This is a genomic window from Ruegeria sp. CH11 (assembly GCF_056537105.1).
The window spans coordinates 119331-143278 of sequence record NZ_JBQFQX010000002.1 but is presented as its reverse complement, the minus strand read 5'-3'; the positions used below and the strand labels follow the sequence as shown (position 1 = coordinate 143278).

The following is a 23948-nucleotide window of genomic DNA, read 5'->3' as shown; positions in this document are numbered from 1 at the left end:
TTTACGCGCCCCAGATCGCGGTCACGATGGTCGGCGCAGCCGCGATGCCTGCGATGGCGACCAGCACCCAAAGTGCTTGGCGGAAATCGAGGATGCCGAAGAGCCAGGAAAGGAAAACTCCGATCAAGGCCAAGGTGCCGATGACTATGCCCAAGGGGCCGGTGATCGTGTCGACGATGCCCTGCAAAAGGTTCTGCACCGGCGAGAGGTCAATGCTCTGCGCAAAAGCCGGGTTGGCAATCATCAAGCTGGCCATAGCCAGCGACAGGATCGTGCGGAATTGTGTTTGCATCAGGAGGCTCCAGTCAGTCGGTCACGCACGGCCATGACGCGATGCACGTGATTTTGGGTTTCTTGGTAAGGAGGGATGCCGCCATAGCGCGCGACCGCGTCTGGTCCGGCGTTATAGGCAGCGAGCGCCCGTTCGGGCGTGCCGAACTGCGCCAACATCATTAGGAGGTAGCGGGCAGACCCATCGAGGTTGGCCTGCCAATCATGCGGATCAACGCCGAGCTGCGCGGCCGTCGCAGGCATCAATTGTCCAAGTCCAATCGCGCCTTCGGAGCTACGCGCATTCGGGCGATAGGCGCTTTCGATCTCGATATTGGCTTGGAAGAGCGCCTGCCATTCCGTCACCGACAGCCCAGCCCGGCGCAGCGCGGGGTGCCCGCCATAACGATGCGCGGTGCTTTCAAGTGCTGCGAGAATTTCGGGGCGGGGAACTGCGCGGGCGGGTTCAGGAGGCGGTTCTACAGGCTCAGGAGCTGCTAAAACGATCAACTCTGGTGGGTTTGCACCAATCCCGTCGACATATCTCTGCGCAAAACCTGATTGGGGCGCTTTGGTCTCCAGCTGGCCATCGGCCCGCATGGAAAGCACGAAGCCTTCAGAATAGGCGGGGGCAGCAAGGAATGCTGCGAGGACGGCAAGTAGTTTAGCCTTCGTCGTACAGGTTGTGAGAGGCAACCTTGCCTTCGAGCATCGGGATTGAGGCGATCGAAACACCAAGGCCTGCAAGGAAGCTGGATAAGCCGTTGATTGTCTTGAACTCTCGGGCAGCCATGTTGTTGCGTGCGGTGACGAGCAGGCGGCGCGTCTCGCCATCGGGCGAGACGCAATGCACGGTCCAAACTCCGGACCACTGAGCACCTGTACGTTTGGGCGTAACCCGGCACACAACATCCGCCGAATGACCCTCGGCAAGCAGCGTGCGCAGCCCGTCTTCACTGACAACATTGGGGGCGTCTTGCATCAAATTCATAGGATCGAGCCTTGCAGAATTGTGCACTAGCCCGGCAGTCCCTCATGGACTCCCGAACCGATACAATATTATAATCATGCAATCAATAGGTGCAATTTGCTTTATTGCGCCCTTCATGCGTTGAAACAAATTTACTGCAACGGAGTGGCTGAGCCAAGATAATATGGGGCTTTTGAAACAAACATGGATGGTTATGGTCGTTCTGAGCTGGGGATCTGCCGCGATTGCGGGCAGTTGCCTGCCGCCAGCGCCGCCCTGGATGCCCACCGATCCCGATGATGTCAGGTCATATGCTGACCTGTTGAGGCGTGATGCGAAGACGTATTTTGCCGATGTTGAGCGGTACTTCCGTTGCCTAGATCAGGAGCGACGGGAGGTCTTCGAACAAGCGCGCGAGGTCAGTGGAGACTATGCGCGCGTTCTGGAGTTCCTGTATGATATGAGGAAATGATACCTGTCCTCACATAGAGAAAGCTGTCGTTCAACAAAGCTGCGGCGAAGGTCTCCCAAGCGGGACAAAGCCGCCAATAGGCTAATGTCTGCTTCAATAATTGGGCGTTTGAGTCGAACTCGGAATCTTTGCTGTTTGTGATCGTAGTCGCTCATCCGGGTTACGCTCTCTTCGCAGCCTGTTTGATGCCACATGGAACATCGCTGCATGCATGTGTCGGATTGGTTGTGGAGTTCCGTCATACATGGATCAATGGTAGCACTTGGCTGAAATGAAGGTGTCCCACGAAGTAGCGCCACCCGCCAAAGGCGAAAAGGCATCGGATCAGAACTATGAAACCCCTGTTTCATTGAGCTAGAGATCATTTGAATTTACATAGATGGTTCGAAGGTTTGCGATGTCGTTGCAGACTTTCGTGCTCAGCTAACCACCACGAAGTTTCTTAAGCTTGGGTGCGGATCTTGAACCAAAGGTCGGAAACGCCCGTTCCTTAGAGTATCTTTTGAGAAAGTCGATTGGCCTCGAGTACTGTAAAACTTCCGGAGAGCCAGAAGCACTACTTGCCCGCGTCAACCAATCCTTTGGTGGCTTCCAATCCAAGGCATGCGATCAACTGGTCGTGGGCTCTTTCGATATTAAGCCGGAGGCACTTGCAGGCCGTCGCGGCATCGTTGCCCGCGATCGCGTGAATGATCATTCTGTGGAGTTCGTTCGACACCTTGAGGTGGCCTCGCACGTTCAAGATATGAAAGTTGGGCGAAATCCGCAGCCAAAGGTTTCGAATGATTTCGATTAGGACCGGGTTCTTCGACTGTTCATAAATCAAGAAGTGAAAACGGTAGTTCAGATTGATGAACCTTAGGTTGTCGTGGCTGCGCTCGGCTTCAATCATCTCCGAAAGCAGGTCGTGAAGCCGCGCTTCAAATTGTGCTTCTCTAATTTCGACCGCCATTCGCACAGCAGCCTCTTCGACCGTGATCCGCGTATCGCGAAGATGGATCAGTTCTTCAAGGCTGGGGTTTGGCACACCCATTGAGCGCCCTGTCAGTCGTGTTAGTGCGCCAATATGCGCAAGACGCGCCATCGCCTCGCGGATGGGCATAGGGCTTACATCAAGGACGTCACTCAAGGATGCGACGGTAACGGCCTGACCGGGTTCAATACCTCCTTCGAGGATAAGCTGGCACATGCGCTCGAACACAATCTCTGGAAGGTTTTCGCGGCGAACGGGCTGCATTTTTGATAGGTCTGCCATGTGCCTACATTCGCAATTCGCACCCATTCTGTCTATCTGATTTTTGATCGTTGACTTTTGATCAAAGATCTATCTTAGTAGTACTGACAACAACAGGGAGGAAATCATGTTGAAATGCACCGCGAGAATTCTCGCACTCTCGACAGCTTTGACTGGAGTGAGCGGCGCCGCGTTTGCTGACGAGCCGTACAAGATCTTCTTGTCAATGAGCTACATCGGCAATGACTGGCAAGCCGAAGCAGCCAATATGGTCAAGGCGATTGGCGCTCATCCGGACTATGCCGACAGGGTTGATCTGCAGGTGCAGGTGTCCGGGCCAAACGCGCAGCGACAGATCCAGCAGATCAACGCCATGGTTCAATCCGGCGCTGACGCGATCATCGCATTCCCGATTTCACCGACTGCGCTCAACAATGTGGTGAAGAATGCCTGCGACAAGGGCGTGGTTGTCTTTGCTTATGACGCTGAGATCACCGAACCCTGCGCCTACAATACCCATATCAACCAGATCGAAGCTGGCCGCGTTCCGGCACAGTGGCTGGTAGATCAGCTTGGTGGCGAGGGCAATATCATTGCAATCACTGGCGTTCCCGGAACATCGGTTGATGCAGAGCGGACCCAAGGCGCCATGGAAGTCTTCAACGCTCACGAAGGCATCGAGATCGTTGGCGAGGCCGTAGGCATGTGGAGCCAGGCGGTCGCCCGGACAGAACTTTCCAAAATCCTGGCCACGCGCGATTGGGATGACATCGATGGCCTTTGGATGCAGGCCGGTTGCTTCACGGCAAACGCGATGCAGCTTGAGGCGGGAATTGCCGCCGAAGATCTCAAGCCCTGCGCGGGCGAAGGTTCCAACGGCGGACGCATCCAGATGTTGCCTGCGGGCACCGAGGTTGAAGGTGCTTCCGGCGCTTATGCCCCGCTTGGCGCCCCGCGCATCAGCTACGCTTCACCGCCTTACTCCGGCGCGCTGGCGTTCAAGCTCGCGGTCGATGTCCTGGACGGCAAGGATGTTCCCAAGTTCACAGAGCTTCCGCTTCCCATCGTGACGAGCGAAACGGTGCAGCTTTGTGAAACGGGCACCTGGGAAGAGATGAAGGCCGGTTGCAATGCGTTCCTGCCGTCGCTGGTCTCCAATCCGGGTTGGTTCGCATCGATCTTCTCAGAAGACCTCCCGCAGGTCGGTTTGGGCGCAGCCCTTGTAGGCCAGCCCGAGGGCTGATCCTCCCTGGCGATGCGCGCATGTATGGCTTCTAGCCGTCAGCGCGCATCGCAACTTTTTGTGTATGGTCGTCCAGACTGACACCCAATCCAAAAGGGATCGGACGCATGACGCCGCGCGCGCCCATAATTGAATTGACCGGCATCACCAAGCGCTACGGCGCAACCGTTGCAAACGACGATGTTACGTTCTCTGTAGCGCCGGGTTCGGTGCACGCACTTCTTGGGGAAAATGGTGCGGGCAAATCGACCACGATGAAAATCCTCTCGGGGCTTGTAGCGCCCGACGAAGGGGAGCTGCGCGTTTCAGGCGAACTGACCCGGCTCTCGACGCCAAAAAAAGCACATGAGGCCGGAATTAAAACGGCTTTTCAAGAGCTTACACTGATACCCGACCTCACGGTTCTTGAGAATATGCTGATCCCGCGGGGCGCGGTGACAGCCTTTGGTACGCTCAAACGCCGTGACATGGCGCGAACCGTATCAGCGCATCTGGAAGAACTGGGATTAGAGATCGACATCCATGCCCTGGCCAGTGAACTATCGCTCTCTGATCGGCAGAAAATCGAGATCGCACGCGCACTTTTGCGCCAGCCTCGCGTCCTTCTTTTGGACGAACCGACTTCGTCATTGACCGGGCAGGATGTAGACTGGCTGGGTCAGCGCATTGCGGCGGCAAAGGCGGATGGGGTGACCGTTTTGTTCATTTCCCATCGAATGCCGGAAGTGCGGGCGTTTTGCGACGAAATGACAATTCTGCGCAACGGCAAGACTGTCGGATCGGGCAAGGTGCAGGACTTCTCGGATGAAGAAGTCGTTGAGATGATTATCGGACGTTCGGTGGAAACGGCATTTCCGCCCCGCGTCGACGAATCCGCTCGCGATTGGCCGGCGCCGGTGCTTTCGGTCCATAACCTGGGCGCGGGGTCCAAGCTTCGGAACGTCGAGTTTGATTTGCATCCCGGCCAGATCCTGGGCATCGCCGGCCTTCAGGGGATGGGCCAAAAAGATCTGTTCATGACGCTCTTTGGCGCGGAGCCGCTAGTTGAGGGCGAGATCAGGGTGGACGGCGTCCCGATCACACTCAACTCGCCTGCCGATGCGATCGACGAGTCCGTCGCGATCGGTCTGGTTCCTGAAGAGCGAAAGACGCAAGGCCTGTTTCTAAAGCTTTCAGGGTCCGAAAACGCGGCGCTTCCGGTGTTGCCGCTTTTTCGGAACGGGGCACTGCTTGATGCTGATGCCGAAGGCAGCGCCGCTGCTTCCGCATTCTCGGCTGTCGAGGTCGACGAGCGTGCGCACTACCTTGCGGCGGGGGCATTTTCAGGGGGTAATCAGCAGAAGATTGCAATTGCCAAGTGGTTTGTGACCCAAAGCCGAATCCTTCTTCTTTTTGACCCCACGCGGGGCATTGATGTCGGCACCAAGCACCAGCTTTATCAGCTCATTCGCGACTTCGCGGAAGCGGGTGGCGCGGTCTTGTTTTACTCGACCGAGATCCCTGAGATCGTTCACCTGAGCGACCAGGTCGGCGTCATTTACGAGGGCGAAATTCGCGCTTGGCTTGAAGGGTCCGACATCACCGAAACGGGCATCATGGACGTGGCTTTGGGTGGAAGTTCGACGCAAATTGCCAAAGTCCCCGGGACGGCAGTAGCCCAATGAACACGCAAGCGACACCCAGAATTGCCACACAGGCAAAACGTTCGCAGGGCATGATCGTTGCCGCTTTGGTGTTTGTGGGGCTGTTCTGGTTCTCAAACTGGCTCAGCCCGTTTCCGCTTTCCTACTTCGATGTCTCGTTTATCGCCAGTGGCGGCACGACGACCGCGATCGCGGCGATGGGACAGACGCTTGTGATCCTCTCGGGCGGCTTCGATCTGTCTGCCGGTGCAGTCATCTCTTTGGTGAACGCCGTGCTCGCGACGTACATGGACCCCACGGATTTCGAAGCGTCTGTGCCGCTTTGGACGACCATTGGGGTGCTTGTGGGAATGAGTGTCGGCGCTTTCAATGGGTTCTTTATTGCATTTCTGCGCCTTCAACCGATCGTGGTCACGCTTGCCACCATGTTCATCGTTCAGGGCGTGACGCTTCTGATCATGGCCAAACCCGGTGGGTTCATTTCGCCAAGCCTTGGAATTTATGTCGCTGACTTTGTCTCCGGCCTAATCCCAATGCCTGTGGCGCTGATAGCTGCCGTTCTAATCCTTTGGGCGTTACTGAAGCGCACCCGCTACGGTCTGGCGTTGTATGCGGTCGGTTCCGACGTGGAGGCCGCCGAGGCATCTGGACTGCCTGTCAGATGGGTTCTCTTTTTTACCTATGTGATTGCCGGCGGGCTCTATGGTCTCGCCGGGGTGTTCGTTTCGGCACAAACCGGGTCCGGCGACCCGCTTGTCGGCAACGCGCTGCTTTTGCCGATCTTTGCTGCTGTTGTCATTGGGGGCACGCGGCTTGGGGGCGGACAGGGCGGTCTGCTTGGGTCCGTCTTCGGCGCCTATGTCCTTTTGATCGTCGTCAACATTCTTCTGGCGGCCAATGTGTCGGCCTACTATTCAACTATCGCTGAAAGCGTCGTCCTTTTGGCGGCCGTCCTAGCTGGGTCGCTTTCGCGCGGTTCGGCGCTGGCTGAGCAGCTTGCCGCGGCGCGCCGTTGGCTGGCGGCGCGATCCGTCGGCACTTTGGCCTCACAGCGCGACCGCGTTGACAGAAGGTTGCACTTTGCCAACCCAGCAAGCGCGCCCGAGCTTCCCCCGTTCTTGCGCCGGAACGCCGCCACGCTGCGCCACGTACTGCCAGCATGGATCTGCCTCATCGGCGTACTGATTTTGACGCAGGTCGTGCTTGGCAATGTTTTCACGGGTTGGGGATATTGGGACTCGCTGTTGGTGCTGTCTGCATTCCTGGCCATTCTGGCCCTGGGTCAAGGCGCAGTTATCCTCACTGGCGGGTTGGACCTTTCGGTGCCATGGATGATCAGCCTAGCCGGTGTGATGCTGACGGGGATCGCGCAGGGCTCGGACATCGCGCTGGTTTACGCTGTTCCGATCGTGATTGCCGTTGCTATGGTCGTGGGGCTTTTGAACGGGATAGGCGTGGTCGCACTTGGTCTTTCACCGATCGTTGTGACGCTGGCAATGAATGGTCTGTTGCAGGGCGCGACCCTTCTCTATTCGGGCGGAACGCCGGACGGCTTTGCCCCGGCCGGGCTTCGATGGATCATGACTGGCGAGGTGCTTGGCCTTACCCCGGTTATTCCGCTGCTTGTCCTTTTCACCATTGGTGCGACTCTCTTGCTGACACGCACGGTTTTTGGGCGTCGCATTTACGCCGTCGGGAACAGTATGGAAGCGGCAGAATTGTCTGGGGTGCGTACAGGTCGCGTTCTGATTGGCGTGTACATGTTATGCGCCGTCTGCGCGGCCATCGTTGGCATTCTGCTCACGGGCTTTGGTGGACAGGCAAGCCTTGGGATGGGAGACGAGTATCTTCTGCCATCGATTGCGATCGTCGTCGTCGGAGGCGCGCTGATCACGGGAGGACGCGGGCACTACCTGGGCATGCTTGGAGGAGCGGTCCTGCTGACGGCCATGCAGACGCTGCTGGCCGGGTCGACTTTGCCTTATGCCTATCGAGCCGTCTTTTTCGGCCTTGTCATCCTTCTGGCGGTCATTGGCTTGCGTGAGAAGCAGGGGGGATGACAATGGGACTTGTTCAGGGCCAGAAGGTTGCGATCACCGGTGGCGGGTCAGGGATCGGACTTGCAATCGCGCGACGTCTCTACGCGGAAGGCGCGCAGATTGCGATTTGCGATGTCAACGCCGCTGCGCTTGAGAGCGTTGCATCTGAACTGCCGGGCACCCTGACCAAGGTCTGCGACGTCAGTCAGACATCGGATGTTGGACGTTTCTTCGCGCTCATCGAAGCCGAGTGGAGCGGCCTCGACGCCCTCATCAACAATGCCGGAATTGCGGGGCCAACCGGAGGCGTAGACGAAATCACACCTGACGAATTCGAGACGTGCCTCAGGATCGGCCTTCTCGGACAATTCAACTGCGCACATTTCGCGGTCCCTCTTATCCGCAAGAACGGAGGCGGGAGCATCGTCGGGATGTCTTCGGTCGCAGGCAAATACGGCTATGCGTACCGGACGCCCTATAGCGCCACCAAATTCGGGGTCGTGGGGCTGTGTCAAAGCCTTGCCAAGGAACTCGGCCCGGAGAACATCAGGGTCAACGCGATCCAGCCGGGGTTTGTCTCAGGGCCGCGCATGGAGGGCGTGATCACCGACCGGGCCCGTCAGGAAGGTGTTCCGGTCGAGACGATGCGCGAAAGCTACCTGTCGAAGGTGTCGATGCGCCGGATGGTTACCGAAGACGACGTCGCCAACACGGTTGCATTCCTTTTGTCGCCGGCGGGCGCGAATATCTCCGGTCAGAACATTGCCGTCGACGGCAATGTGGAGACGCTCTGATGACAGAGAAAGTTGCCATCATCGGAACAGGACTGATCGGACGCGCATGGGCGATCAGCTTTGCCCGGGGTGGTTTTGACGTCGCGCTTTGGGATGTAAATCCAGAGGCATCAAAGAAGGCGCAGGACATCTGCGGGAGGGACGCTGCAGAGTTGGAACGCCACGACCTGCTGAACGGCGAAAGCGCGGCGGACGTTCTGGCACGCATAAGTGCTTTGGATACGCTGGACGCCGCAGTGGATGGCGTCGTGCATATTCAGGAAAATGGACCTGAAGAACTGTCGATCAAGCAAGCGTTGGCTAGGGACATTCTCAAGGCCGCGCCGGAGAACGCCATTCTGGCGACCTCAAGCTCTGCCCTCCTGCCATCGCTGATCTTTGAAGGACTGGAAGGGCGGGAACGATGCCTTGTCGCCCACCCGATCAACCCACCCTCGCATATCCCCGCTGTGGAACTTGTGCCCGGGCCAGACACGTCGACGGATACGATGGAACGAACCGCTCGGGTGATGGTCGATGTGGGACAAAATCCGGTTCAGGTTCTGCGCGAGTTGAACGGTTTCATCGTCAACCGCCTTCAAGGTGCGTTGTTGGACGAAGCATTCCGACTGGTCGGTGAAGGCTATGCAGAAGCCGAAGACATCGACAAATGCATTCGTGATGGTCTGGCCCTTCGCTGGGCCCTCATGGGCCCCTTCGAAACCATAGATTTGAATGCGCCAGGTGGGCTGGAAGACTACGTCAACCGGTATGATCCGATGTACGCACGGATGAATGTGGGCGGCGGGCCGCGCCAGAGCTGGCAAGGCGACGTCTTGCGGCGCGTTTTGACGGACCGCCGTTCGCGATTGCCGATCGGGCGACTGGCTGCGCGCCGGGAATGGCGGGACACGCGCCTTTTAGAGCTCAGAGCTTTCAAGCGTGCAAACAATCTGGAGGGTAAGGAACGCGCTCATGACTGACGCCGTCATCATCACCTGTGCCGTCACCGGTGCCATCCACACGCCGCATATGTCGCCCCATTTGCCGGTCACGCCTGATGAGATTGCGGAAGCGGCCATCGGAGCCGCCGAAGCTGGCGCAGCGATCCTGCATCTGCACGCACGCGACCCCGACACCGGCAAACCCGATCAAACCCCCGAAGGTTTCTCCCGCTTTCTGCCGCGGGTCAAACAGGCGACCAATGCGGTTGTGAACCTGACCACCGGTGGCTCCCCCTATATGAGCGTCGAAGAACGCGCGCGCCCCGCGACAGAATTCGCGCCTGAGGTTGCCTCGCTCAACATGGGCTCGATGAATTTCGGGCTTTTCCCGATGCTGGCGCGTTATCCGGAAATCGCGGGATGGGAGCGCGAGCATCTTGAAGGGTCGCGCGACCTGGTGTTCCGCAACTCGTTCCAGGACATCGAGTATGTTCTGGCCGCAGCAGGGGAAAACGGCACGCGGTTCGAGTTCGAATGCTACGACATCTCGCACCTCTACAACCTTGCCCATTTCGTCAGGCGCGGTCTCGTGAAGCCGCCCTTCTTCGTGCAATCGGTGTTCGGCCTTCTTGGCGGCATCGGCAATCACCCCGAAGACATCACACATATGAAGCGGACGGCAGACCGTCTGTTCGGGTCGGACCTTCGGTGGTCGGTTCTGGGCGCGGGGGCGGCCCAGTTTCGGATCGTGGCGCATGCGGCAGCGATGGGGGGCAACATCCGCGTCGGCCTGGAAGACTCGCTCTGGATCGGAAAAGGCCAGCTCGCGACATCGAACGCCGAGCAGGTTAGAAAGGCCGCCGCACTGATCGGAGGGCTGGGCAAGCGCGTCGCTAGCCCACGCGAAGCGCGCGAGATTCTCGACCTCAAAGGCGGCGACGGCGTGAATTTCTGAAAGGAAGACAGATGCAAATCGATATTCTGCTCGACATCAAGACAACGCTTGGCGAGGGGCCGCTCTGGGACGTCGACCAACAGCGCTTCTATTTCATCGATTCGATGGACGGCCGCGTCTTTCGGTGCACCGACAAGGGTACGGAACTGCGGGCATGGGATGTTCCGGGCAAGATTGGATCCATGGCGTTGCGCAAGGACGGAAATGGGGCGATCATTTCGCTCGACAGCGGCTTTTACGCACTCGACTTCCAATCCGGCGACTGTGACCTGATCCACGATCCCGAACCCGACAAGCCCGCAAACCGGATCAACGATGGCAAGGTCGATAGGCGCGGGCGCTTCTTTGCTGGGTCCATGGATACGATGGAAGAAGGCCCCAACGGTGCACTTTATCGAATGGATCCTGATTTCAGCGTACACAAGGTCGATACTGACATCATTGTCTCGAACGGGCCGTGCTTCAGCCCGGACGATAAGACGTTCTACTTCGCGGACAGCTGGTCAGGTGTGATCTGGGCCTACGACTTCGACGTTGAAACAGGCGCCCTGTCAAACCGTAGGGATTTTGTTTCCGTCGACAGATCGAATGAGGGCGCGGCGGACGGATCGACGGTGGACGCAGAAGGGTGCCTTTGGAACGCCAATGTCTATGCCGGACGTCTTTACCGCTGGACGCCGGACGGCGAGGTTGACCGGGTGATCGACATGCCCGTGCGCAAGGTCACCAGCGTGATGTTCGGCGGGCCAAATCTTGATACGCTCTATGTCACGTCGATGGCCAAACCACCTCTGCCACGTTTCCCCGGGGACGGTGTGCAGCGCGGCAGCGTCTTTGCCATCACAGGGCTTGGCGTAGCCGGCGTGCCCGAGCCGCGCTTCGGCGCGTGAGTTCACCCGAAATGTCGCCGGACCTGCTTTTCCTTGGGCGTATTGCAGTCGATCTCTACGGCCAGCAGACTGCGACCCCTTTGGAAGAAACGCGCAGTTTCGCCCGGTACCCCGGCGGGTCATCCGGCAATATGGCAATTGCGGCGGCACGCGCCGGAGCGCGCGTTGGGCTGATTTCTGCCGTGGGAAATGACCCGATAGCCCGCCTTGGAGCGGGCAAATCTGGAGGTCGCGGATATCTTGCGCGCCCATGGGACGGCGTATCGCGCTGCCAATGTGGGCCATATCAGCCTCGGCCAGTTGAAGGTGATGTCGGCTATCGAGCGTTGCCGCACGGCGGTGCTCGGTGGCCATGTAACGCGCTGTGAAGACTGCGCCCACGAGCACATTGCGTACAACTCTTGCCGCAATCGCCATTGCCCCAAGTGCCAGTCCGGTGCCGCAAAGGCATGGTTGGCCGCGCGGGAAGCTGAGCTTTTGCCCGTGCGCTACTTCCATCTGGTCTTCACGTTGCCCAAACAAGTTGCCGACATCGCCCACCAGAACAAGCGCGCGATCTACAACCTGCTGATGCGGGCAAGCGCGGATACAGTCATCAAGATCGCTGCCGATCCCAAGCACCTTGGCGCGCGGGTCGGCGTCACCTCCGTGCTTCACACCTGGGGCTCGGCGATGACGCACCATCCACATGTCCATATGATTGTTCCGGGCGGCGGCCTGTCTGCGGACGGCACAAAGTGGATCGGTTGCCGCAAGAACTTCTTCCTCTCCGTTCGGGTGCTGTCCCGCCTTTACCGGCGGCTCATTCTGGAAGGATTGGCCAAGTTGCACGAAGCCGGGAAGCTGCAGTTCTTCGGCGATCATACGGAACTTGCCAACTCTAAAGCATTCGGTGCCTTTCTGGGCCCGCGGCGCCAGCTCGACTGGGTCGTCTACGCCAAGGAACCCTTCGCCGGGCCCAAAGCGGTGCTGGCCTACCTGTCGCGCTACACCCACCGCATCGCGATATCAAACAGTCGCCTGATCCGGTTCGATCAGACCAGCGTCACCTTCCGCGTCAAGAATTACCGCGTCAATGACGCCGGGCGGCATACCACCATGACGCTCGCAACCGAGGAATTCATCCGTCGGCTCCTCATCCACGTCCTGCCCAAGGGCCAGCACCGCATCCGCCACTATGGTTTCTACGGAAATGGCAACCGCGCAGCTAATATCGCCCGGATCAGGGATCTTCTCGGGGCCAAATCGCCGAGCCGGGAAGGCACCGGTGATGCAAATGGAGGCGACACCGATCAGCATCCCAGGGTCCTCGTACTGCCCTGTCCATGCTGTGGCGGGCGGTTGATCATTGTCGGCACTTTCGCGCCCTCGCAACATCCCAGAGCACCGCCGGCATCGGCGAGGGCCGCTGCATGAAACGCACGACCAACATGATAACAGACATCTTCAGCCGTAGCCGATGTCGCCTGCGAACCCATCGTCATGCACTGATCAAGTTATCGACAAGGTAAAAGTCGATGGCACAGGAAAAACACCACGCGTATCGTCCAAATACCGGCAAGGACGACACCGCGCTTGGCCTGACGGGAGCCGTTAAACGAGTCTGTCAGATCAGCCCAAGGCCAAGCTCAACCCTCAAATCCCCATAGCAACCCACTCACCAAGACCAACCCCGCGATTTCCCGCCTGAGCGCTTCTCCGACGCCAGACAACGCCCCACGTCACTCCAACGTCGCGCGTGGCGTCCGAGAAACCTGCATCTTTGCGGCCGTTAGCCGCGTTTTGCGCCAACGTCCGGTTCACCAGAATGAGCTGAGCAGTCTAGTGTTGTGAGGATGGCGTCTTCGTACAACGCTGCCTGCGTCTCGCCGTTGTCCCAGCGATACAAAAGACCGATTTCTTCACCTGTTTTGATGCAAGAAATACGACCGATGGCTTCGGCCGTTGTGCGAACGCTCTCAAATTCGGGCAAAACTAGCCCCTCTCGTTAAACAATTCCTTGGGATCGACGCCGAGAGCATCCGCAATCCGCTCCAGAACATCGATTGATGCTGAATTTTTGGCGAGTTCGATCTCGCTGATATAGCTGCGATCCACATCCGCAGCTAACGCTAGTTGTTCTTGGCTTAATCCTCTGGAACTTCTGAGATTCCGGACATTTAACCCTACTCGTTCCCTTAATTTCATGGCCTCTATACGGCCAGATCACAAGAACTGCTCTACGGAATATATTCCACAAAACGCGCGCGAGCCTCACAAAGGATATGCTCGCATATGGTGTAGAGGTGGAGGGAAGAAGTAATGTATCAATAATGCAGTAATGTAATCAAAAGGAAACTATTGATATGTGGTGTTGGTTCTTCAGAAATTGGGTTGCTGGAGGCGTGGTGGCTCTTTCCTGCAGCGTGTCTCCGCAGGCGGCGAAAGCCTATCAGGTCGACTGCGCCATTCTGCTTTGCCTGGCTGGTGGGTGGCCCGCGTCAGCAGAATGTGCCCATGCCCGCGCCGTGTTTATCCGTCGGATCACACCCTGGCCGATTGAGCCGCCTTTGCAAATCTGGCGTTGTCCTATGGGTGTTTCCGAGCGCGAGCCGTTGCAAAGTACGGCCCCTAAAATCTGGGAGGCAAGCAACCAATCGAGGCAGACACTTGGCCAAGTCATTCTGGCACAGGTGGTCGAAGGTGGAGCCGATATCGACATCAGTGGTCTGGAATTCGATTTCGTACGCTCGATCCGTGTCTGGGATGTTCGATACTATAGCCATCGGGAACGTGGCCGCGATGATGATTGCTCTGAAAGTTACAACATGCGCCTCGGCACCTACGGCACGCAGGGCGAATTCGGCTGGCAACGCACGACGCCAGCGGCCGCCCCGCAATGGGTGCTTCCGACGCGACGCTGTTCTTCATCAAGTTGGCGGCGCGGAGTCGGTGTCGAATGGGAAGATCACGAGGGCAACCACGGATACGAGTGGGTGGCCTACTAGGGCTAGTCGCCTATGTCCTTCATACGTTCCGCGATATCGCCCGCAATCCGCTCATACAGGGCAGCTTGTTTTTCCCTTGGAGTTCCAGGCTTTGGGTCTCTTCGACGGATGCGTTTTGCAAGCCAGAAGAGCAGCCGCGCGGCAGGGTCTTCCAGTTTTTCCGGCACAGGGGCCGGATAGTTTTCTTCGAGGAGGGCAACGACCTCAGCATTCATGCTGCGATGGTTAGCCTCAGCCGCAAGGCGTATTCGATCGCGCAGGCCGTCTGGCAGACGCACGATGAATTTATCCTGATTTTGAGAGCTTTGTTCCGGCATGGTGGCACTGTGCCATAAAAAGTAATTGACGCAATAGTGGCTAAGTGCCACTAACGGAGTGTGGTTTCAACCTGGAGGTGTTTCATGAACAGTCGTAAACCAATGCAGCTTCGGCTCCCGCAAGAGCTCAAAGAGTGGATCAAGGCGGAGTCAGATCGGAATGGTAACTCCCAGAATTCAGAAGTGATCCGCGCCATTCGGGCAGCGAAAGACAGGCGATCCACGTTCGGATCAGTTGGAAAAATCAATATGGATCAGGGCGATAATGCGCGTTTTTAACGACGTTAGAGAGGTGCCGATTAGATGACCAAAGCAAGTGCACAGACAAAAGCAAAACAGGCAGCCTCCGCCTTCATCCGCGAGGCGCGGGAGGCAGGTTGGCAGCGCGCGAAGTTCGAGATCAAGCCTGATGGCAGTGTCATCGTCGATGCCAACATGGTCGCGCCGGAGGCGGCAGACGACTTTCTCAACAGTGACCTGAGAATGGGCGAATGACTCGCAAAAGCTTGCCCAAATACGTCTACAATGACCGGGGGTATCTCCGGTTCATCCGGCGTTCACGCGGTATCTCGGTCATGATGCACGAGGAAGCGGGCACGCCAGAATTTTGGGATCACTACAATCGCCTGCTGAAGGGAAAGCCAGCGCCAGCGCCGGTGAAACGCAATTTTGAGGCGTTGATTCTTAGTTACTACGAGAGTGACGCCTACAAGAAGCTGAAGCCCCGGACGAGATCCGACTATCGGCGATACATCAGCCATATTCGAGAGATCTGGGCCGACAAGGACCCGGCGAGGATCGAAACCCACCACATTTATGAACTGCACCGGGCCAATGCGGATCATTGGAGGCAAGCCAACTATCTCGTTCAGGTTATGGTCGTCTTGATGAATCACGCCCGGTTGATCGGCTTCATCAAGAAAGAGCACGGCAATCCGGCAAAGGGCATCCCGCTTTTCAAGCAGCAGAGCGACGGCTGGGAGCCTTGGCCAGATGATGTTCGTGCCGAGTTCGAAGCGCTGGCTTCAAAGAGGGCGCGGCTGGTTTACGAGCTTTGCGTTGGAACAGGCCAGCGTATTGGCGATGTCGTGAAGATGAAGTGGGAGCACTTCTCGGATGAAGGATTCGATTTCACGCAGGGCAAAACTGATAAGCCTCTTTGGATCCCGCTCACCGACCGCCTGAAAACCCATCTCGACGGGCTCGCACGAACGGACGGCACCGTTGTGACCGACGCCAAGGGTCGACCAGTGAGCTACCGGATCGTTGCGGAGGAAATGCGCACCATCAAAAAGAAGATGAAGCACGAGAAGGCGAGCTACTACAAAACGCACGGGCTCAGGAAAAATGCGACGATCGAGCTGTATCTGGCCGGATGTGATGACGAGATGGTCAAAGCCGTCACCGGTCACTCAGGCGTTGAGATGCTCAAAAAATACGGCGGGCCGATCCGGCAAAGAGAGCTCGCCAAGCGCGCTCAAGAAGCAAGAAATCAGTTGGAACGAAGCAAGACCGAAACGTGAAAGTTTCAACGGTCGTTTCAAAAATGGCAGTGAAGGAGAGGAAGGATGACGCAAGTCATTGATTTTATTGGAGGCGAGTACCGGAATCGAACCGGTGTACACGGATTTGCAATCCGCTGCGTCACCACTCCGCCAACTCGCCTTTTCAAGTAAAATCAATCACTTGCCGTGGTGTGGTGGCGGTTCTAGCAGCTTTCCGGGTGGACGTCCAGAGGTTTGGCGCGAAAACTCGCTTTGGCGGCTAAATGCTGCATTTTGGATCGCGGGCAACTGTGCCATCTTGATCTTCGGAACGGCCCGTTGTCGCATTGGGTAGGATGTGGCACAAGCCGGATGAATGTCGGATAATGAACGAGCGATGCCATGACAGATTTCGCAGCCCGCCGCCTTACGATGGTCGATACGCAAGTACGGCCATCGGATGTGACGAAGTTTCCAATCATCGACGCCATGCTGACCGTCAAGCGCGAGAATTTCATGCCGGACGCGCAGCGCGAGGCGGCATATGTCGAAGACCTGATCGATCTGGGTGGCGGACGCTGCATTCTTGAACCCCGCACCTTTGCCAAGATACTGGACGCGTTGAATATCTCGAATGACGAGATGGTTCTGGATATTGCGCCGGCGCTTGGGTACTCGACCGCGATCGCTGCGCGGATGGCCGAACTGGTCGTCGGGGTCGAGGATGACGAAGATCTGGCAGCCGAAGCGCAGACCGTTCTGATGGAAGAGGATGTGGATAATGCCATTATCCACACTGGCCCGCTTGAACAAGGTGCCGCCGAACATGGCCCTTATGACGTGATCATGATCCAGGGTGGTGTGGAACATGTGCCCCAGGCGATTGTGGATCAGCTCAAGGATCACGGACGCATCGCGTGTTTGTTTATGGACGGCGAATTGGGTACAGTGAAAATCGGCCACAAGTCGGGTGGTCGGGTCACTTGGCGGCATGCATTCAACGCATCAGCCCCTGTTCTGAGCGCATTTTCTGTAGTGGATGCATTTTCGCTATAGTCATTTGGCAAATTGTTTTGCCGCCTTGATTACTTGAAAACACTGTCGCAAACTGTTCTTGAGGCAGCGTAAAATTGGTTTGAGAGGATTACGATATGCGTTGGACGGCGAAGGGACAGCTCGTCAAAGTGCTTGCTTTGACCGCAAGCATTGCTTTGGGAGCGATGCCAGAGCGGCCTGCATGGGCTGACAATCTGACGGATGCGTTTATTGGGGCATACAACACCAGCGGCCTGCTTGAGCAGAACCGGGCGCTGTTGCGTGCAGCAGACGAGGACGTCGCAATTGCGCTTGCAGCGCTGCGTCCGATCATCAACTGGACGGCGCGCGTCAGTCAGGATTTTTCGCGCGCGCGGATCGGTGATACCGTCACTTCGGACGAACCGTCCGAGTTTTTCACGGGTCTGACGCTTAGTCAGTTGATCTATGATGGCGGCGCGTCGATCCTGGGCAAACAGTCCGCACAAGAGACTGTGCTTTCGACACGTCAATCCCTGATCGATATCGAACAGCAGATACTGTTTCGGGCCACGACCGCTTATCTGAGCGTGCTGTTGCAGGAAGAAACCGTGGGTATCCGCCAGAACAACGTCGATCTTTCGGCCGAAGAACTTCGGGCCTCGCAAGACAGGTTCGAAGTGGGCGAGGTGACGCGAACAGACGTTGCGCTTTCCGAAGCCCAGCTTGCAAGCTCGCGCGCGGATCTGGCTGATGCACGTGGTGCGCTGAGCACGGCGCAGGCGGAATATGTAAATGCGGTCGGCAAGTTGCCTGGTCGCACCGCTGGCCAGCCCAGCCTACCCAACCTTCCGCGTTCCGAGACCGAGGCGCAGTCGCTGGCGCAGCGTAATCACCCGGCGGTTCTGTCTGCCCAACATCAGGTGCGTGCGCTTGATTTGATCGTGCAGCAGCAACGGGCAAATCTGGGCCCCAATGTTCGGTTGAATGCCGAAGCGGGCATCACTGAAAGCTATGACAACGACGACTACCGCAACTCTGGACGGGTTTCGTTGGATCTGACCCAGCCGCTTTATGCGGGTGGTCGGTTGGCCGCATCGGTGCGGCGGGCCATGGCGACACGGGATGCGTCGCGGGCAAATCTTTTGAATGTTCAGAAGAATATCACGCAAGGCGTGACCGATGCTTATGTCCGGTTCCAGACCGCGACCGCCAGTTTGACAGCTTCGACGGAACGGGTCCGCGCCTCGCAGGTCGCCTTTGACGGTATCCGCGAAGAGGCAACTCTGGGCGCGCGGACCACGTTGGACGTGCTGGCAGCCCAGCAGGACCTGCTGGACGCGCAATTGGCCGAGGTTGCTTCGCGCACGGAACGGTCTTTGGCAGCTTACCAACTGTTGCAGGCGCAGGGCCTTTTGACTGCTGAACGGCTGGGACTTGCCGTTCAGATCTACGATCCAACACTGTACTACAACCTTGTAAAAAAGGCGCCGGCTCAGGTCAGCAAGCAAAGCAAGGATCTGGATCGGGTGCTCAAGGCGTTGCGTCGCGACTGACAGGCAATTCAACCGGTTGTTCGCTCTGGTCCGATTGGGTACACTCGGACCAAAGGGCAAGAGCGGTAGAGAGCAATGTCAGACAATGTCGTGAAATCCGGTGTTGGGGACGTATTGTCCTCGGTCAAGCGATTGGTCAGCGAAGAAGTGCGCGAAGACTCTGAGTTTATCTTCATCCCGAACGCGCCCGGCCGCAAACCGGGCCGTCTGGTTCTGACCGAATCGCTGCGGGTATCCGAACCCGAGGCTTCGAAACCGCTGAAGCTTGTTCCCGAGCTTGGCGCGAAAGAGGTCGCCACTGAGAAAGCGGCGAACAAGTCTGAACCAATGCGGCTTGAACCCAGCAATATCGTAAAGCCAGCGGAACCTGCGCCCAGTCCGGACAAGAACGAAGACGGCAAAACCACCTCCAACGAGGGTGAAATCTCGGACATAGACGGAAAACGCGACCTCGCCGGCAGTCTGAGCGCCAAGATCGAGGCGCTGGAAGCGGCGATTGCCCGGACCGAAGATCAGTGGGAACCGGATGGTGAGAGTGACGATGCCTATTCCGGTACGCCCACCAAAGCTGTGGATTGGCCAGACGCACCCGAAGCGCAAAAGCCAGAGGGCGAAGACCAAACACCTTTCATCTTCACCCGAAGCTCCGACGCGGCCTCTCAGCCCGTTAGCGGACCCGTTGCATTGAACGAAGACGCGCTGAGTGAGCTGGTGGCGCAGATTGTCCGCAAGGAATTGCAGGGTGCGTTGGGCGAGGGGATCACGCGCAACATCCGCAAGATGGTGCGGCGCGAGATCAACAAAGCTCTGGCCGAACAGAACGCGAAATAGCGCCTAGGGCCTGCGGGGTTCTTGCGCCAGCGAGAGCAGCAGATCCAGGTCCATGTGCCGCTCAAGGTGATCTGCCAGGGCATCCAGAACCTCTTCGACCCCGTCCTCGTAGGCAATCTCTGACGTTGCGCCAAGTTGTGCCAGAAAGCTGGCCCGGAACGCATCGGACGAGAAAATACCATGCAGATAGCTGCCGCGGATGCGCCCGTTGGGGCTGGCTGCGCCTTCAGGGCGGCCCTCGATCTCAAGCCATGCGCGGTCGCAGTCAGGCCCTTCGGTGCGCCCCATGTGAATCTCGTAGCCGCTGACCGGTTCGCCGCCGGGCAGAGCCACGGCATCGCGCAGGGTAACCTGCTTTTGACCGGCCATGACCGTGTCTACGTCCATCAGCCCCAGCCCCGGCACCGAGCCTGGCCGCCCATCAACGCCATCAGGGTCCGATAGCGTTTTGCCCAGCATCTGGTAGCCGCCACACAGGCCCAGAACATGCCCACCGCGTCGCACATGCGCGTAAAGGTCCACGTCCCAGCCCTGGGCCCGGAAATAGGCCAGATCGCCGATCGTGGATTTGCTGCCGGGCAACAGAACAAGATCGGCATCGCCGGGCAGGGCGCGCCCGGCAGGCACAACCTCGACCGAGACACCGGGTTCGGCGGATAGCGGATCCAGATCGTCGAAATTCGCCATCCTTTCCAACTGCGGTACCACAACCTTGCAGGTGCCACCGGAATGAGAACGAATGTCCATCATGTCTTCGGCGGGCAGCTTCCACGCATCGTCAAACCATGGCACCACGCCCAGACAGGGCCAGCCGGTGCGGGTGGCGATTTCGTCGCGACCCTCGTCGAACAGGGTCACATCGCCTTTGAAACGGTTCACCGCAAAGCCCTTGATCATCGCCAGATCGCCGTCATCCAACACAGCTTGCGTGCCGACGATCTGAGCAATGACGCCTCCGCGATGGATGTCACCGACAAGAACGACGGGAACACCTGCTGCACAGGCGAACCCCATATTTGCCACATCGCCCTTGCGCAGATTGGTTTCCGCCGGGCTGCCGGCCCCTTCGATCAGCACAAGATCGGCGTCTGCGCAAAGCCGGCCAAAGCTTTCCAGTGCCGCGCTGAGAAGCTTGGACTTGTCCTTGCGATAATCTGCCGCCCGCATCGTTCCCGCCCTTTGGCCATGTACGATGACCTGCGCGCCGGTATCGGTTTCAGGTTTCAACAGGATCGGGTTCAAGTCGGTGTGGGTGGGGCGCTTTGCAGCCCGAGCCTGAAGCGCCTGCGCGCGCCCGATCTCGCCACCATTCTCGGTGACCGCGGCATTATTGGACATGTTCTGAGGTTTGAACGGTGCCACCCTTAAACCGCGCCGGGTGAAGGCGCGCGCCAGACCGGCCACAAGAACCGATTTCCCGACATTGCTGCCGGTGCCCTGAATCATGATGGACCGAACCATGACCTGTCTCCTATGTTGACCGGCAGATGACCTGATTTGCGGGTAAAGGAAAAGCTAAACTTGAACACCCCAGCCCATCTTTTGATCGGGGCAGCCGCGTTTGCCCGCCCCGCCCGAGGTTCAGTGCTTTGGGCGGCCCTGATCGGGTCGCTGCTGCCGGACCTGTCGCTATATGTGATGGTAGGAGTTTCAGTTTTTCTGCTGGGTATCCCCGAAAACGTCGTTTTCAACGAGCTCTACTTTTCGCCCGCGTGGCAAACGGTCTTTGCCATCGACAACTCCTTTGTGCTCTGGAGCGTCGCGTTGGTGGCAGGCATCTGGTTTGGTCTGCGGGTCCTGACCGTTGCGGCGTCGGCAGGTCTATTGCATCTGGCGACGGACTTTTTGCTGCACGCAGGTGATGGACGACCGCAGTTCTGGCCGTTCAGTGACTGGGTTTTTCACAGCCCGGTCAGCTATTGGGACAGTGCGCATCACGGGAATTGGGTTGCGCCGATCTCGATTGCAGTCTGCGCCGGGGCATATGTCGTGTTGTGGCAGCGCGGATTGACGCCGGGGGCAAAGCTGTTTTTTGCGATGCTGCTCGCGGCGGAACTATGGGTGGCGCGGCAATGGTTGCTGTTTTTCTAGATGTCAGCAGGCAAAAGAAAAACGCGCTCTGTTAAGAAGAGCGCGCTTTTTCAACCAGATAACTGGTGCGTTCAGGCAGCTTCGGCCTGATGCGCAGCGTTGCGGCGTTCGCTCTCTTCACGCGACAGCGCAACCGAGGTCCGCACACCGCGGCCTACGAACTCCATCAGCCCGTCCACAACCCGCTCATTCGGGTCGATACCGGCGCAGGACAGCACCTCACGCCCATCGCGCGAGCGGGCCCAACGGGCGATCTGTTCGGGGCCATTGCCGTATTTCTTGTCATCGGCGATAGCGTCATCAAGTGCGGCCAGCACAACGGCCGCGAAAAGTTTGCGTGCACGATTGCCTTGCTCATTGTTAAAGGCAGTGCCGTCAACGAAATCTCTCATCTCGTCTTCCTTATTCTTCTTGCTCTTGCATTTTCGGCGTGACGGTTCTTATGACCTATTAGGTGTGATTCGGATACAGCTAAAATGCATAGTTGCGTTGCGTCATTTGCATGGCTTTCTGCAAGTGCAGCACTAGGTCTCGTTGTCTTGCCAGGTGTGATCCCGCCAGATATAGGGACGGGAACTGACGCATCAACCGTTTGTGAAGGATTTAAGTCATGCCCAAGATAAATGGGAACGAAATTCGCCCCGGCAATGTGCTTGAGCATAACGACGGGCTGTGGGCGGCGGTTAAGGTGGACCATGTAAAGCCCGGTAAAGGCGGCGCATTTGCACAGGTCGAACTGCGCAACCTGCGCAACGGGTCAAAGCTGAATGAGCGGTTCCGATCTGCCGATAAGGTCGAGCGCGTACGGCTTGAACAGAAGGATCAGCAGTTTCTTTACGAATCCGACGGCATGCTCGTCTTCATGGATTCCGAAACATATGAGCAGATCGAACTGCCGTCGGAACTGCTGGGCGAACGCCGCCCGTTTCTGCAGGACGGCATGACCATCGTGGTTGAGTTCTACGAGTCCGAGGCGCTGAACGCGACATTACCGCAAAAGGTGACCTGTAAGATCGTCGAGACCGAGCCGGTCGTCAAAGGTCAGACCGCGGCGAACTCGTTCAAACCGGCGGTTCTGGACAATGGCGTCAAGGTCATGGTGCCTCCGTTCATCGGTCAGGACGAGATGATCGTGGTGAATACCGAGACCATGGAATATTCCGAGCGCGCCTGACGGCGTGATCAATCAGGAAAATGGGCCGCAAATGCGGCCCTTTTTTATGGCTGGCGCTTCAGTTTCCGGTAACGCTCGGGGTGGGGGCCGAACAATTCCAGCATCAGGTCGTATTTGATCCGATTGGCGCTGACCTGTCGGTAAAAGGCTATCAGGAACGACGTTGGGCCCTGGATACGGCTCAGGCCGCTAGTGGCCGCGACCACGGTGCCGACGTCGGTTTTTCCCTGCAAAACCAGCCAACCACCCAGCATGAGAACGCCAACGGTTCCGGCACCGTTGATGACGCTCAGCAAGAACTTGGCAGAGAGTTTCCACAGAAACATCTTGCGGCGGGTCTCGAAAATCTCATCGAACTGAGCCTCGATGTCCTTGGACACTTGCTGGACATCCTCAAGCGTCATTTCATCGGTGGCATTACGCAGAATGCGAACGCGCTCGGCGACGAAGGTGTTTACCTTTCGCTGCGAAATCAGCACGATGATGATCTGCGGCAGGATCATGGAAAAGGCGATCGCCCCAAGCCCCGGTTGGGTCGAAGATATATAGCTGATCACACTGACCAGGGTTCCGATCTGGACAACCGGGTCGGAAAAAGCGCCACCGGCGAATTTACCCAACTCTTCAGCCTCGGCCGAGATGGCTGTGGTCATCGTGCCTTTGCGAATGTTCTCGCCGTCTTCACCTACATCCACTGCCCGGACCAGCAAGCGTTGGCGGATCATGCGGATCAGGTCTTCTCCCAGCGTTCCGGCGCGAAAGCCGAGGACCCACTTCAAGACGAGGCTCAGCAGAATGACCGCCATCATTCCAGCGCCCAACAGCATCAACCGTTCGGCCTCGATTTCCTTTGTGGTCAGATGGTTGATGATATCGCGCTGGAATTCCAGCGGTACGGCGGCCAGTGCTGCGATTGCGATGGACAGAAGGATAAGGATGATCTGACGACCGGCGCTGGCGCGCCATATCGCTGTATAGAGGCGAAGCATGCGTAAGAATCCAATCGGTTACCTGACCTAAGTGATACCGCGCGTTGCGGCCGGGTCAAAGATGGAACCGTT

At 57.8% G+C, this 23948-nt stretch carries 27 protein-coding genes, 1 tRNA gene and 1 pseudogene; 18 read left to right on the top strand and 11 right to left on the bottom strand.

Annotation, left to right across the window (positions count from 1 at the left end; genetic code table 11):
* Position 1: 1 nt before the first annotated feature.
* The 4 genes from ACR0LX_RS04620 to ACR0LX_RS04605 form a co-directional block, all read right to left on the bottom strand.
* Positions 2 to 292, bottom strand: a complete 291-nt coding sequence (locus ACR0LX_RS04620) for a TrbC/VirB2 family protein (protein ID WP_170610045.1) — start codon at positions 290 to 292, stop codon at positions 2 to 4.
* Positions 292 to 870, bottom strand: a complete 579-nt coding sequence (locus tag ACR0LX_RS04615) for a lytic transglycosylase domain-containing protein (RefSeq protein WP_170610916.1) — start codon at positions 868 to 870, stop codon at positions 292 to 294. Before ACR0LX_RS04615 ends, ACR0LX_RS04620 begins: the two co-directional genes overlap by 1 nt.
* Before the next feature lie 64 nt (positions 871 to 934).
* Complete coding sequence (locus ACR0LX_RS04610) at positions 935 to 1261, bottom strand: hypothetical protein (RefSeq protein WP_170610047.1); 327 nt, start codon at positions 1259 to 1261, stop codon at positions 935 to 937.
* A gap of 1007 nt (positions 1262 to 2268) precedes the next feature.
* On the bottom strand, positions 2269 to 2967 hold the full coding sequence (locus ACR0LX_RS04605; protein WP_170610049.1) for a GntR family transcriptional regulator: 699 nt from the start codon (positions 2965 to 2967) through the stop codon (positions 2269 to 2271).
* 205 nt (positions 2968 to 3172) lie between these two features.
* On the opposite strand from ACR0LX_RS04605, the gene ACR0LX_RS04600 reads away from it, so the two are divergent.
* The 9 genes and pseudogenes from ACR0LX_RS04600 to ACR0LX_RS04560 all read left to right on the top strand — a co-directional run bounded on the left by ACR0LX_RS04600 (position 3173) and on the right by ACR0LX_RS04560 (position 12849).
* Positions 3173 to 4189: a sugar ABC transporter substrate-binding protein gene (locus ACR0LX_RS04600; protein ID WP_480782735.1), complete on the top strand. Its 1017-nt coding sequence runs from the start codon at positions 3173 to 3175 to the stop codon at positions 4187 to 4189.
* Between the two features lie 107 nt (positions 4190 to 4296).
* On the top strand, positions 4297 to 5853 hold the full coding sequence (locus ACR0LX_RS04595) for a sugar ABC transporter ATP-binding protein (protein WP_170610051.1): 1557 nt from the start codon (positions 4297 to 4299) through the stop codon (positions 5851 to 5853).
* The gene (locus tag ACR0LX_RS04590) at positions 5850 to 7892 is read left to right on the top strand and encodes an ABC transporter permease (protein ID WP_170610052.1); all 2043 of its coding nucleotides are present in this window, start codon (positions 5850 to 5852) and stop codon (positions 7890 to 7892) included. The genes ACR0LX_RS04595 and ACR0LX_RS04590 overlap by 4 nt, the downstream gene beginning before the upstream one ends.
* A 2-nt stretch (positions 7893 to 7894) precedes the next feature.
* Complete coding sequence (locus ACR0LX_RS04585) at positions 7895 to 8665, top strand: SDR family oxidoreductase (protein ID WP_480782734.1); 771 nt, start codon at positions 7895 to 7897, stop codon at positions 8663 to 8665.
* On the top strand, positions 8665 to 9627 hold the full coding sequence (locus tag ACR0LX_RS04580) for a 3-hydroxyacyl-CoA dehydrogenase (RefSeq protein ID WP_170610056.1): 963 nt from the start codon (positions 8665 to 8667) through the stop codon (positions 9625 to 9627). Before ACR0LX_RS04585 ends, ACR0LX_RS04580 begins: the two co-directional genes overlap by 1 nt.
* Positions 9620 to 10543 carry a 3,5-dioxohexanoate:acetyl-CoA acetone transferase gene (gene kce, locus ACR0LX_RS04575; RefSeq protein ID WP_170610058.1) on the top strand — a complete coding sequence of 308 codons (924 nt, stop codon included), beginning with the start codon at positions 9620 to 9622 and terminating at the stop codon, positions 10541 to 10543. The genes ACR0LX_RS04580 and kce overlap by 8 nt, the downstream gene beginning before the upstream one ends.
* 11 nt (positions 10544 to 10554) lie before the next feature.
* Positions 10555 to 11433 carry an SMP-30/gluconolactonase/LRE family protein gene (locus tag ACR0LX_RS04570; RefSeq protein ID WP_170610060.1) on the top strand — a complete coding sequence of 293 codons (879 nt, stop codon included), beginning with the start codon at positions 10555 to 10557 and terminating at the stop codon, positions 11431 to 11433.
* 11 nt (positions 11434 to 11444) lie between these two features.
* A pseudogene (locus ACR0LX_RS04565) lies at positions 11445 to 11624 on the top strand (PfkB family carbohydrate kinase); the annotation flags it as partial.
* Positions 11625 to 11640: 16 nt separating this feature from the next.
* Positions 11641 to 12849 (top strand): IS91 family transposase, encoded by a 1209-nt coding sequence (locus tag ACR0LX_RS04560; protein WP_170610061.1) that lies wholly within the window; start codon positions 11641 to 11643, stop codon positions 12847 to 12849.
* 355 nt (positions 12850 to 13204) lie between these two features.
* Here ACR0LX_RS04560 and ACR0LX_RS04555 read toward each other — a convergent pair whose 3' ends face one another.
* Together ACR0LX_RS04555 and ACR0LX_RS04550 are read right to left on the bottom strand one after the other, a co-directional pair.
* Positions 13205 to 13405 (bottom strand): hypothetical protein, encoded by a 201-nt coding sequence (locus tag ACR0LX_RS04555; protein WP_170610063.1) that lies wholly within the window; start codon positions 13403 to 13405, stop codon positions 13205 to 13207.
* Positions 13406 to 13407: 2 nt separating this feature from the next.
* Entirely contained in the window at positions 13408 to 13620 is a 213-nt protein-coding gene (locus ACR0LX_RS04550; protein ID WP_170610065.1) for a helix-turn-helix domain-containing protein, read from the bottom strand.
* 158 nt (positions 13621 to 13778) lie between these two features.
* On the opposite strand from ACR0LX_RS04550, the gene ACR0LX_RS04545 reads away from it, so the two are divergent.
* Positions 13779 to 14420 carry a hypothetical protein gene (locus ACR0LX_RS04545; protein ID WP_170610067.1) on the top strand — a complete coding sequence of 214 codons (642 nt, stop codon included), beginning with the start codon at positions 13779 to 13781 and terminating at the stop codon, positions 14418 to 14420.
* 2 nt (positions 14421 to 14422) lie between these two features.
* Here ACR0LX_RS04545 and ACR0LX_RS04540 read toward each other — a convergent pair whose 3' ends face one another.
* Positions 14423 to 14737: an Arc family DNA-binding protein gene (locus ACR0LX_RS04540; RefSeq protein ID WP_170610069.1), complete on the bottom strand. Its 315-nt coding sequence runs from the start codon at positions 14735 to 14737 to the stop codon at positions 14423 to 14425.
* A gap of 84 nt (positions 14738 to 14821) precedes the next feature.
* On the opposite strand from ACR0LX_RS04540, the gene ACR0LX_RS04535 reads away from it, so the two are divergent.
* From ACR0LX_RS04535 to ACR0LX_RS04525, 3 genes are read left to right on the top strand one after another with little or no spacing between them, the layout of a single operon-like run.
* Entirely contained in the window at positions 14822 to 15016 is a 195-nt protein-coding gene (locus tag ACR0LX_RS04535) for an Arc family DNA-binding protein (RefSeq protein ID WP_170610071.1), read from the top strand.
* 24 nt (positions 15017 to 15040) lie between these two features.
* On the top strand, positions 15041 to 15232 hold the full coding sequence (locus tag ACR0LX_RS04530) for a hypothetical protein (protein WP_024096637.1): 192 nt from the start codon (positions 15041 to 15043) through the stop codon (positions 15230 to 15232).
* Positions 15229 to 16260 carry a tyrosine-type recombinase/integrase gene (locus ACR0LX_RS04525; protein WP_170610073.1) on the top strand — a complete coding sequence of 344 codons (1032 nt, stop codon included), beginning with the start codon at positions 15229 to 15231 and terminating at the stop codon, positions 16258 to 16260. The genes ACR0LX_RS04530 and ACR0LX_RS04525 overlap by 4 nt, the downstream gene beginning before the upstream one ends.
* Positions 16261 to 16328: 68 nt before the next feature.
* Here the strand turns inward: ACR0LX_RS04525 and ACR0LX_RS04520 are convergent.
* Positions 16329 to 16402, bottom strand: a tRNA-Cys gene (locus tag ACR0LX_RS04520).
* 221 nt (positions 16403 to 16623) lie between these two features.
* On the opposite strand from ACR0LX_RS04520, the gene ACR0LX_RS04515 reads away from it, so the two are divergent.
* The 3 genes from ACR0LX_RS04515 (at position 16624) to ACR0LX_RS04505 (ending at position 19622) form a co-directional block, all read left to right on the top strand.
* Entirely contained in the window at positions 16624 to 17277 is a 654-nt protein-coding gene (locus ACR0LX_RS04515) for a protein-L-isoaspartate O-methyltransferase family protein (RefSeq protein ID WP_480570773.1), read from the top strand.
* A 95-nt stretch (positions 17278 to 17372) separates the two neighbouring features.
* Positions 17373 to 18791: a TolC family outer membrane protein gene (locus ACR0LX_RS04510; RefSeq protein WP_480782733.1), complete on the top strand. Its 1419-nt coding sequence runs from the start codon at positions 17373 to 17375 to the stop codon at positions 18789 to 18791.
* 75 nt (positions 18792 to 18866) lie between these two features.
* Entirely contained in the window at positions 18867 to 19622 is a 756-nt protein-coding gene (locus ACR0LX_RS04505) for a hypothetical protein (RefSeq protein WP_480782732.1), read from the top strand.
* Between the two features lie 3 nt (positions 19623 to 19625).
* Here the strand turns inward: ACR0LX_RS04505 and ACR0LX_RS04500 are convergent, their stop codons facing one another.
* Positions 19626 to 21083 (bottom strand): cobyric acid synthase, encoded by a 1458-nt coding sequence (locus tag ACR0LX_RS04500; protein WP_480782731.1) that lies wholly within the window; start codon positions 21081 to 21083, stop codon positions 19626 to 19628.
* A gap of 60 nt (positions 21084 to 21143) precedes the next feature.
* Here ACR0LX_RS04500 and ACR0LX_RS04495 point away from each other — a divergent pair, with 60 nt between their 5' ends.
* Positions 21144 to 21713 (top strand): cobalamin biosynthesis protein CobQ, encoded by a 570-nt coding sequence (locus tag ACR0LX_RS04495; protein ID WP_480782730.1) that lies wholly within the window; start codon positions 21144 to 21146, stop codon positions 21711 to 21713.
* A 71-nt stretch (positions 21714 to 21784) separates the two neighbouring features.
* On the opposite strand, the gene ACR0LX_RS04490 is transcribed toward ACR0LX_RS04495, so the two are convergent.
* Positions 21785 to 22105: a DUF6280 family protein gene (locus ACR0LX_RS04490; RefSeq protein WP_170715318.1), complete on the bottom strand. Its 321-nt coding sequence runs from the start codon at positions 22103 to 22105 to the stop codon at positions 21785 to 21787.
* A gap of 218 nt (positions 22106 to 22323) precedes the next feature.
* Between ACR0LX_RS04490 and efp the strand changes: the two genes are divergently transcribed.
* The gene (gene efp, locus ACR0LX_RS04485) at positions 22324 to 22887 is read left to right on the top strand and encodes an elongation factor P (RefSeq protein WP_170391801.1); all 564 of its coding nucleotides are present in this window, start codon (positions 22324 to 22326) and stop codon (positions 22885 to 22887) included.
* A gap of 44 nt (positions 22888 to 22931) precedes the next feature.
* Here efp and ACR0LX_RS04480 read toward each other — a convergent pair whose 3' ends face one another.
* On the bottom strand, positions 22932 to 23876 hold the full coding sequence (locus ACR0LX_RS04480; RefSeq protein WP_480570758.1) for an ABC transporter transmembrane domain-containing protein: 945 nt from the start codon (positions 23874 to 23876) through the stop codon (positions 22932 to 22934).
* Positions 23877 to 23948: the final 72 nt, after the last annotated feature.

Coding starts and splice junctions, on each gene's coding strand:
- ACR0LX_RS04535 (WP_170610071.1), top strand. CDS start 14,822: ATGAACAGTCGTAAACCAATGCAGCTTCGGCTCCCGCAAGAGCTCAAA.
- efp (WP_170391801.1), top strand. CDS start 22,324: ATGCCCAAGATAAATGGGAACGAAATTCGCCCCGGCAATGTGCTTGAG.
- ACR0LX_RS04510 (WP_480782733.1), top strand. CDS start 17,373: ATGCGTTGGACGGCGAAGGGACAGCTCGTCAAAGTGCTTGCTTTGACC.
- ACR0LX_RS04530 (WP_024096637.1), top strand. CDS start 15,041: ATGACCAAAGCAAGTGCACAGACAAAAGCAAAACAGGCAGCCTCCGCC.
- ACR0LX_RS04525 (WP_170610073.1), top strand. CDS start 15,229: ATGACTCGCAAAAGCTTGCCCAAATACGTCTACAATGACCGGGGGTAT.
- ACR0LX_RS04515 (WP_480570773.1), top strand. CDS start 16,624: ATGACAGATTTCGCAGCCCGCCGCCTTACGATGGTCGATACGCAAGTA.
- ACR0LX_RS04600 (WP_480782735.1), top strand. CDS start 3,173: ATGAGCTACATCGGCAATGACTGGCAAGCCGAAGCAGCCAATATGGTC.
- ACR0LX_RS04490 (WP_170715318.1), bottom strand. CDS start 22,105: ATGAGAGATTTCGTTGACGGCACTGCCTTTAACAATGAGCAAGGCAAT.
- ACR0LX_RS04605 (WP_170610049.1), bottom strand. CDS start 2,967: ATGGCAGACCTATCAAAAATGCAGCCCGTTCGCCGCGAAAACCTTCCA.
- ACR0LX_RS04500 (WP_480782731.1), bottom strand. CDS start 21,083: ATGGTTCGGTCCATCATGATTCAGGGCACCGGCAGCAATGTCGGGAAA.
- ACR0LX_RS04595 (WP_170610051.1), top strand. CDS start 4,297: ATGACGCCGCGCGCGCCCATAATTGAATTGACCGGCATCACCAAGCGC.
- ACR0LX_RS04615 (WP_170610916.1), bottom strand. CDS start 870: ATGCGGGCCGATGGCCAGCTGGAGACCAAAGCGCCCCAATCAGGTTTT.
- ACR0LX_RS04580 (WP_170610056.1), top strand. CDS start 8,665: ATGACAGAGAAAGTTGCCATCATCGGAACAGGACTGATCGGACGCGCA.
- ACR0LX_RS04545 (WP_170610067.1), top strand. CDS start 13,779: ATGTGGTGTTGGTTCTTCAGAAATTGGGTTGCTGGAGGCGTGGTGGCT.
- ACR0LX_RS04620 (WP_170610045.1), bottom strand. CDS start 292: ATGCAAACACAATTCCGCACGATCCTGTCGCTGGCTATGGCCAGCTTG.
- ACR0LX_RS04610 (WP_170610047.1), bottom strand. CDS start 1,261: ATGAATTTGATGCAAGACGCCCCCAATGTTGTCAGTGAAGACGGGCTG.
- ACR0LX_RS04480 (WP_480570758.1), bottom strand. CDS start 23,876: ATGCTTCGCCTCTATACAGCGATATGGCGCGCCAGCGCCGGTCGTCAG.
- ACR0LX_RS04570 (WP_170610060.1), top strand. CDS start 10,555: ATGCAAATCGATATTCTGCTCGACATCAAGACAACGCTTGGCGAGGGG.
- ACR0LX_RS04550 (WP_170610065.1), bottom strand. CDS start 13,620: ATGAAATTAAGGGAACGAGTAGGGTTAAATGTCCGGAATCTCAGAAGT.
- ACR0LX_RS04585 (WP_480782734.1), top strand. CDS start 7,895: ATGGGACTTGTTCAGGGCCAGAAGGTTGCGATCACCGGTGGCGGGTCA.
- kce (WP_170610058.1), top strand. CDS start 9,620: ATGACTGACGCCGTCATCATCACCTGTGCCGTCACCGGTGCCATCCAC.
- ACR0LX_RS04540 (WP_170610069.1), bottom strand. CDS start 14,737: ATGCCGGAACAAAGCTCTCAAAATCAGGATAAATTCATCGTGCGTCTG.
- ACR0LX_RS04505 (WP_480782732.1), top strand. CDS start 18,867: ATGTCAGACAATGTCGTGAAATCCGGTGTTGGGGACGTATTGTCCTCG.
- ACR0LX_RS04590 (WP_170610052.1), top strand. CDS start 5,850: ATGAACACGCAAGCGACACCCAGAATTGCCACACAGGCAAAACGTTCG.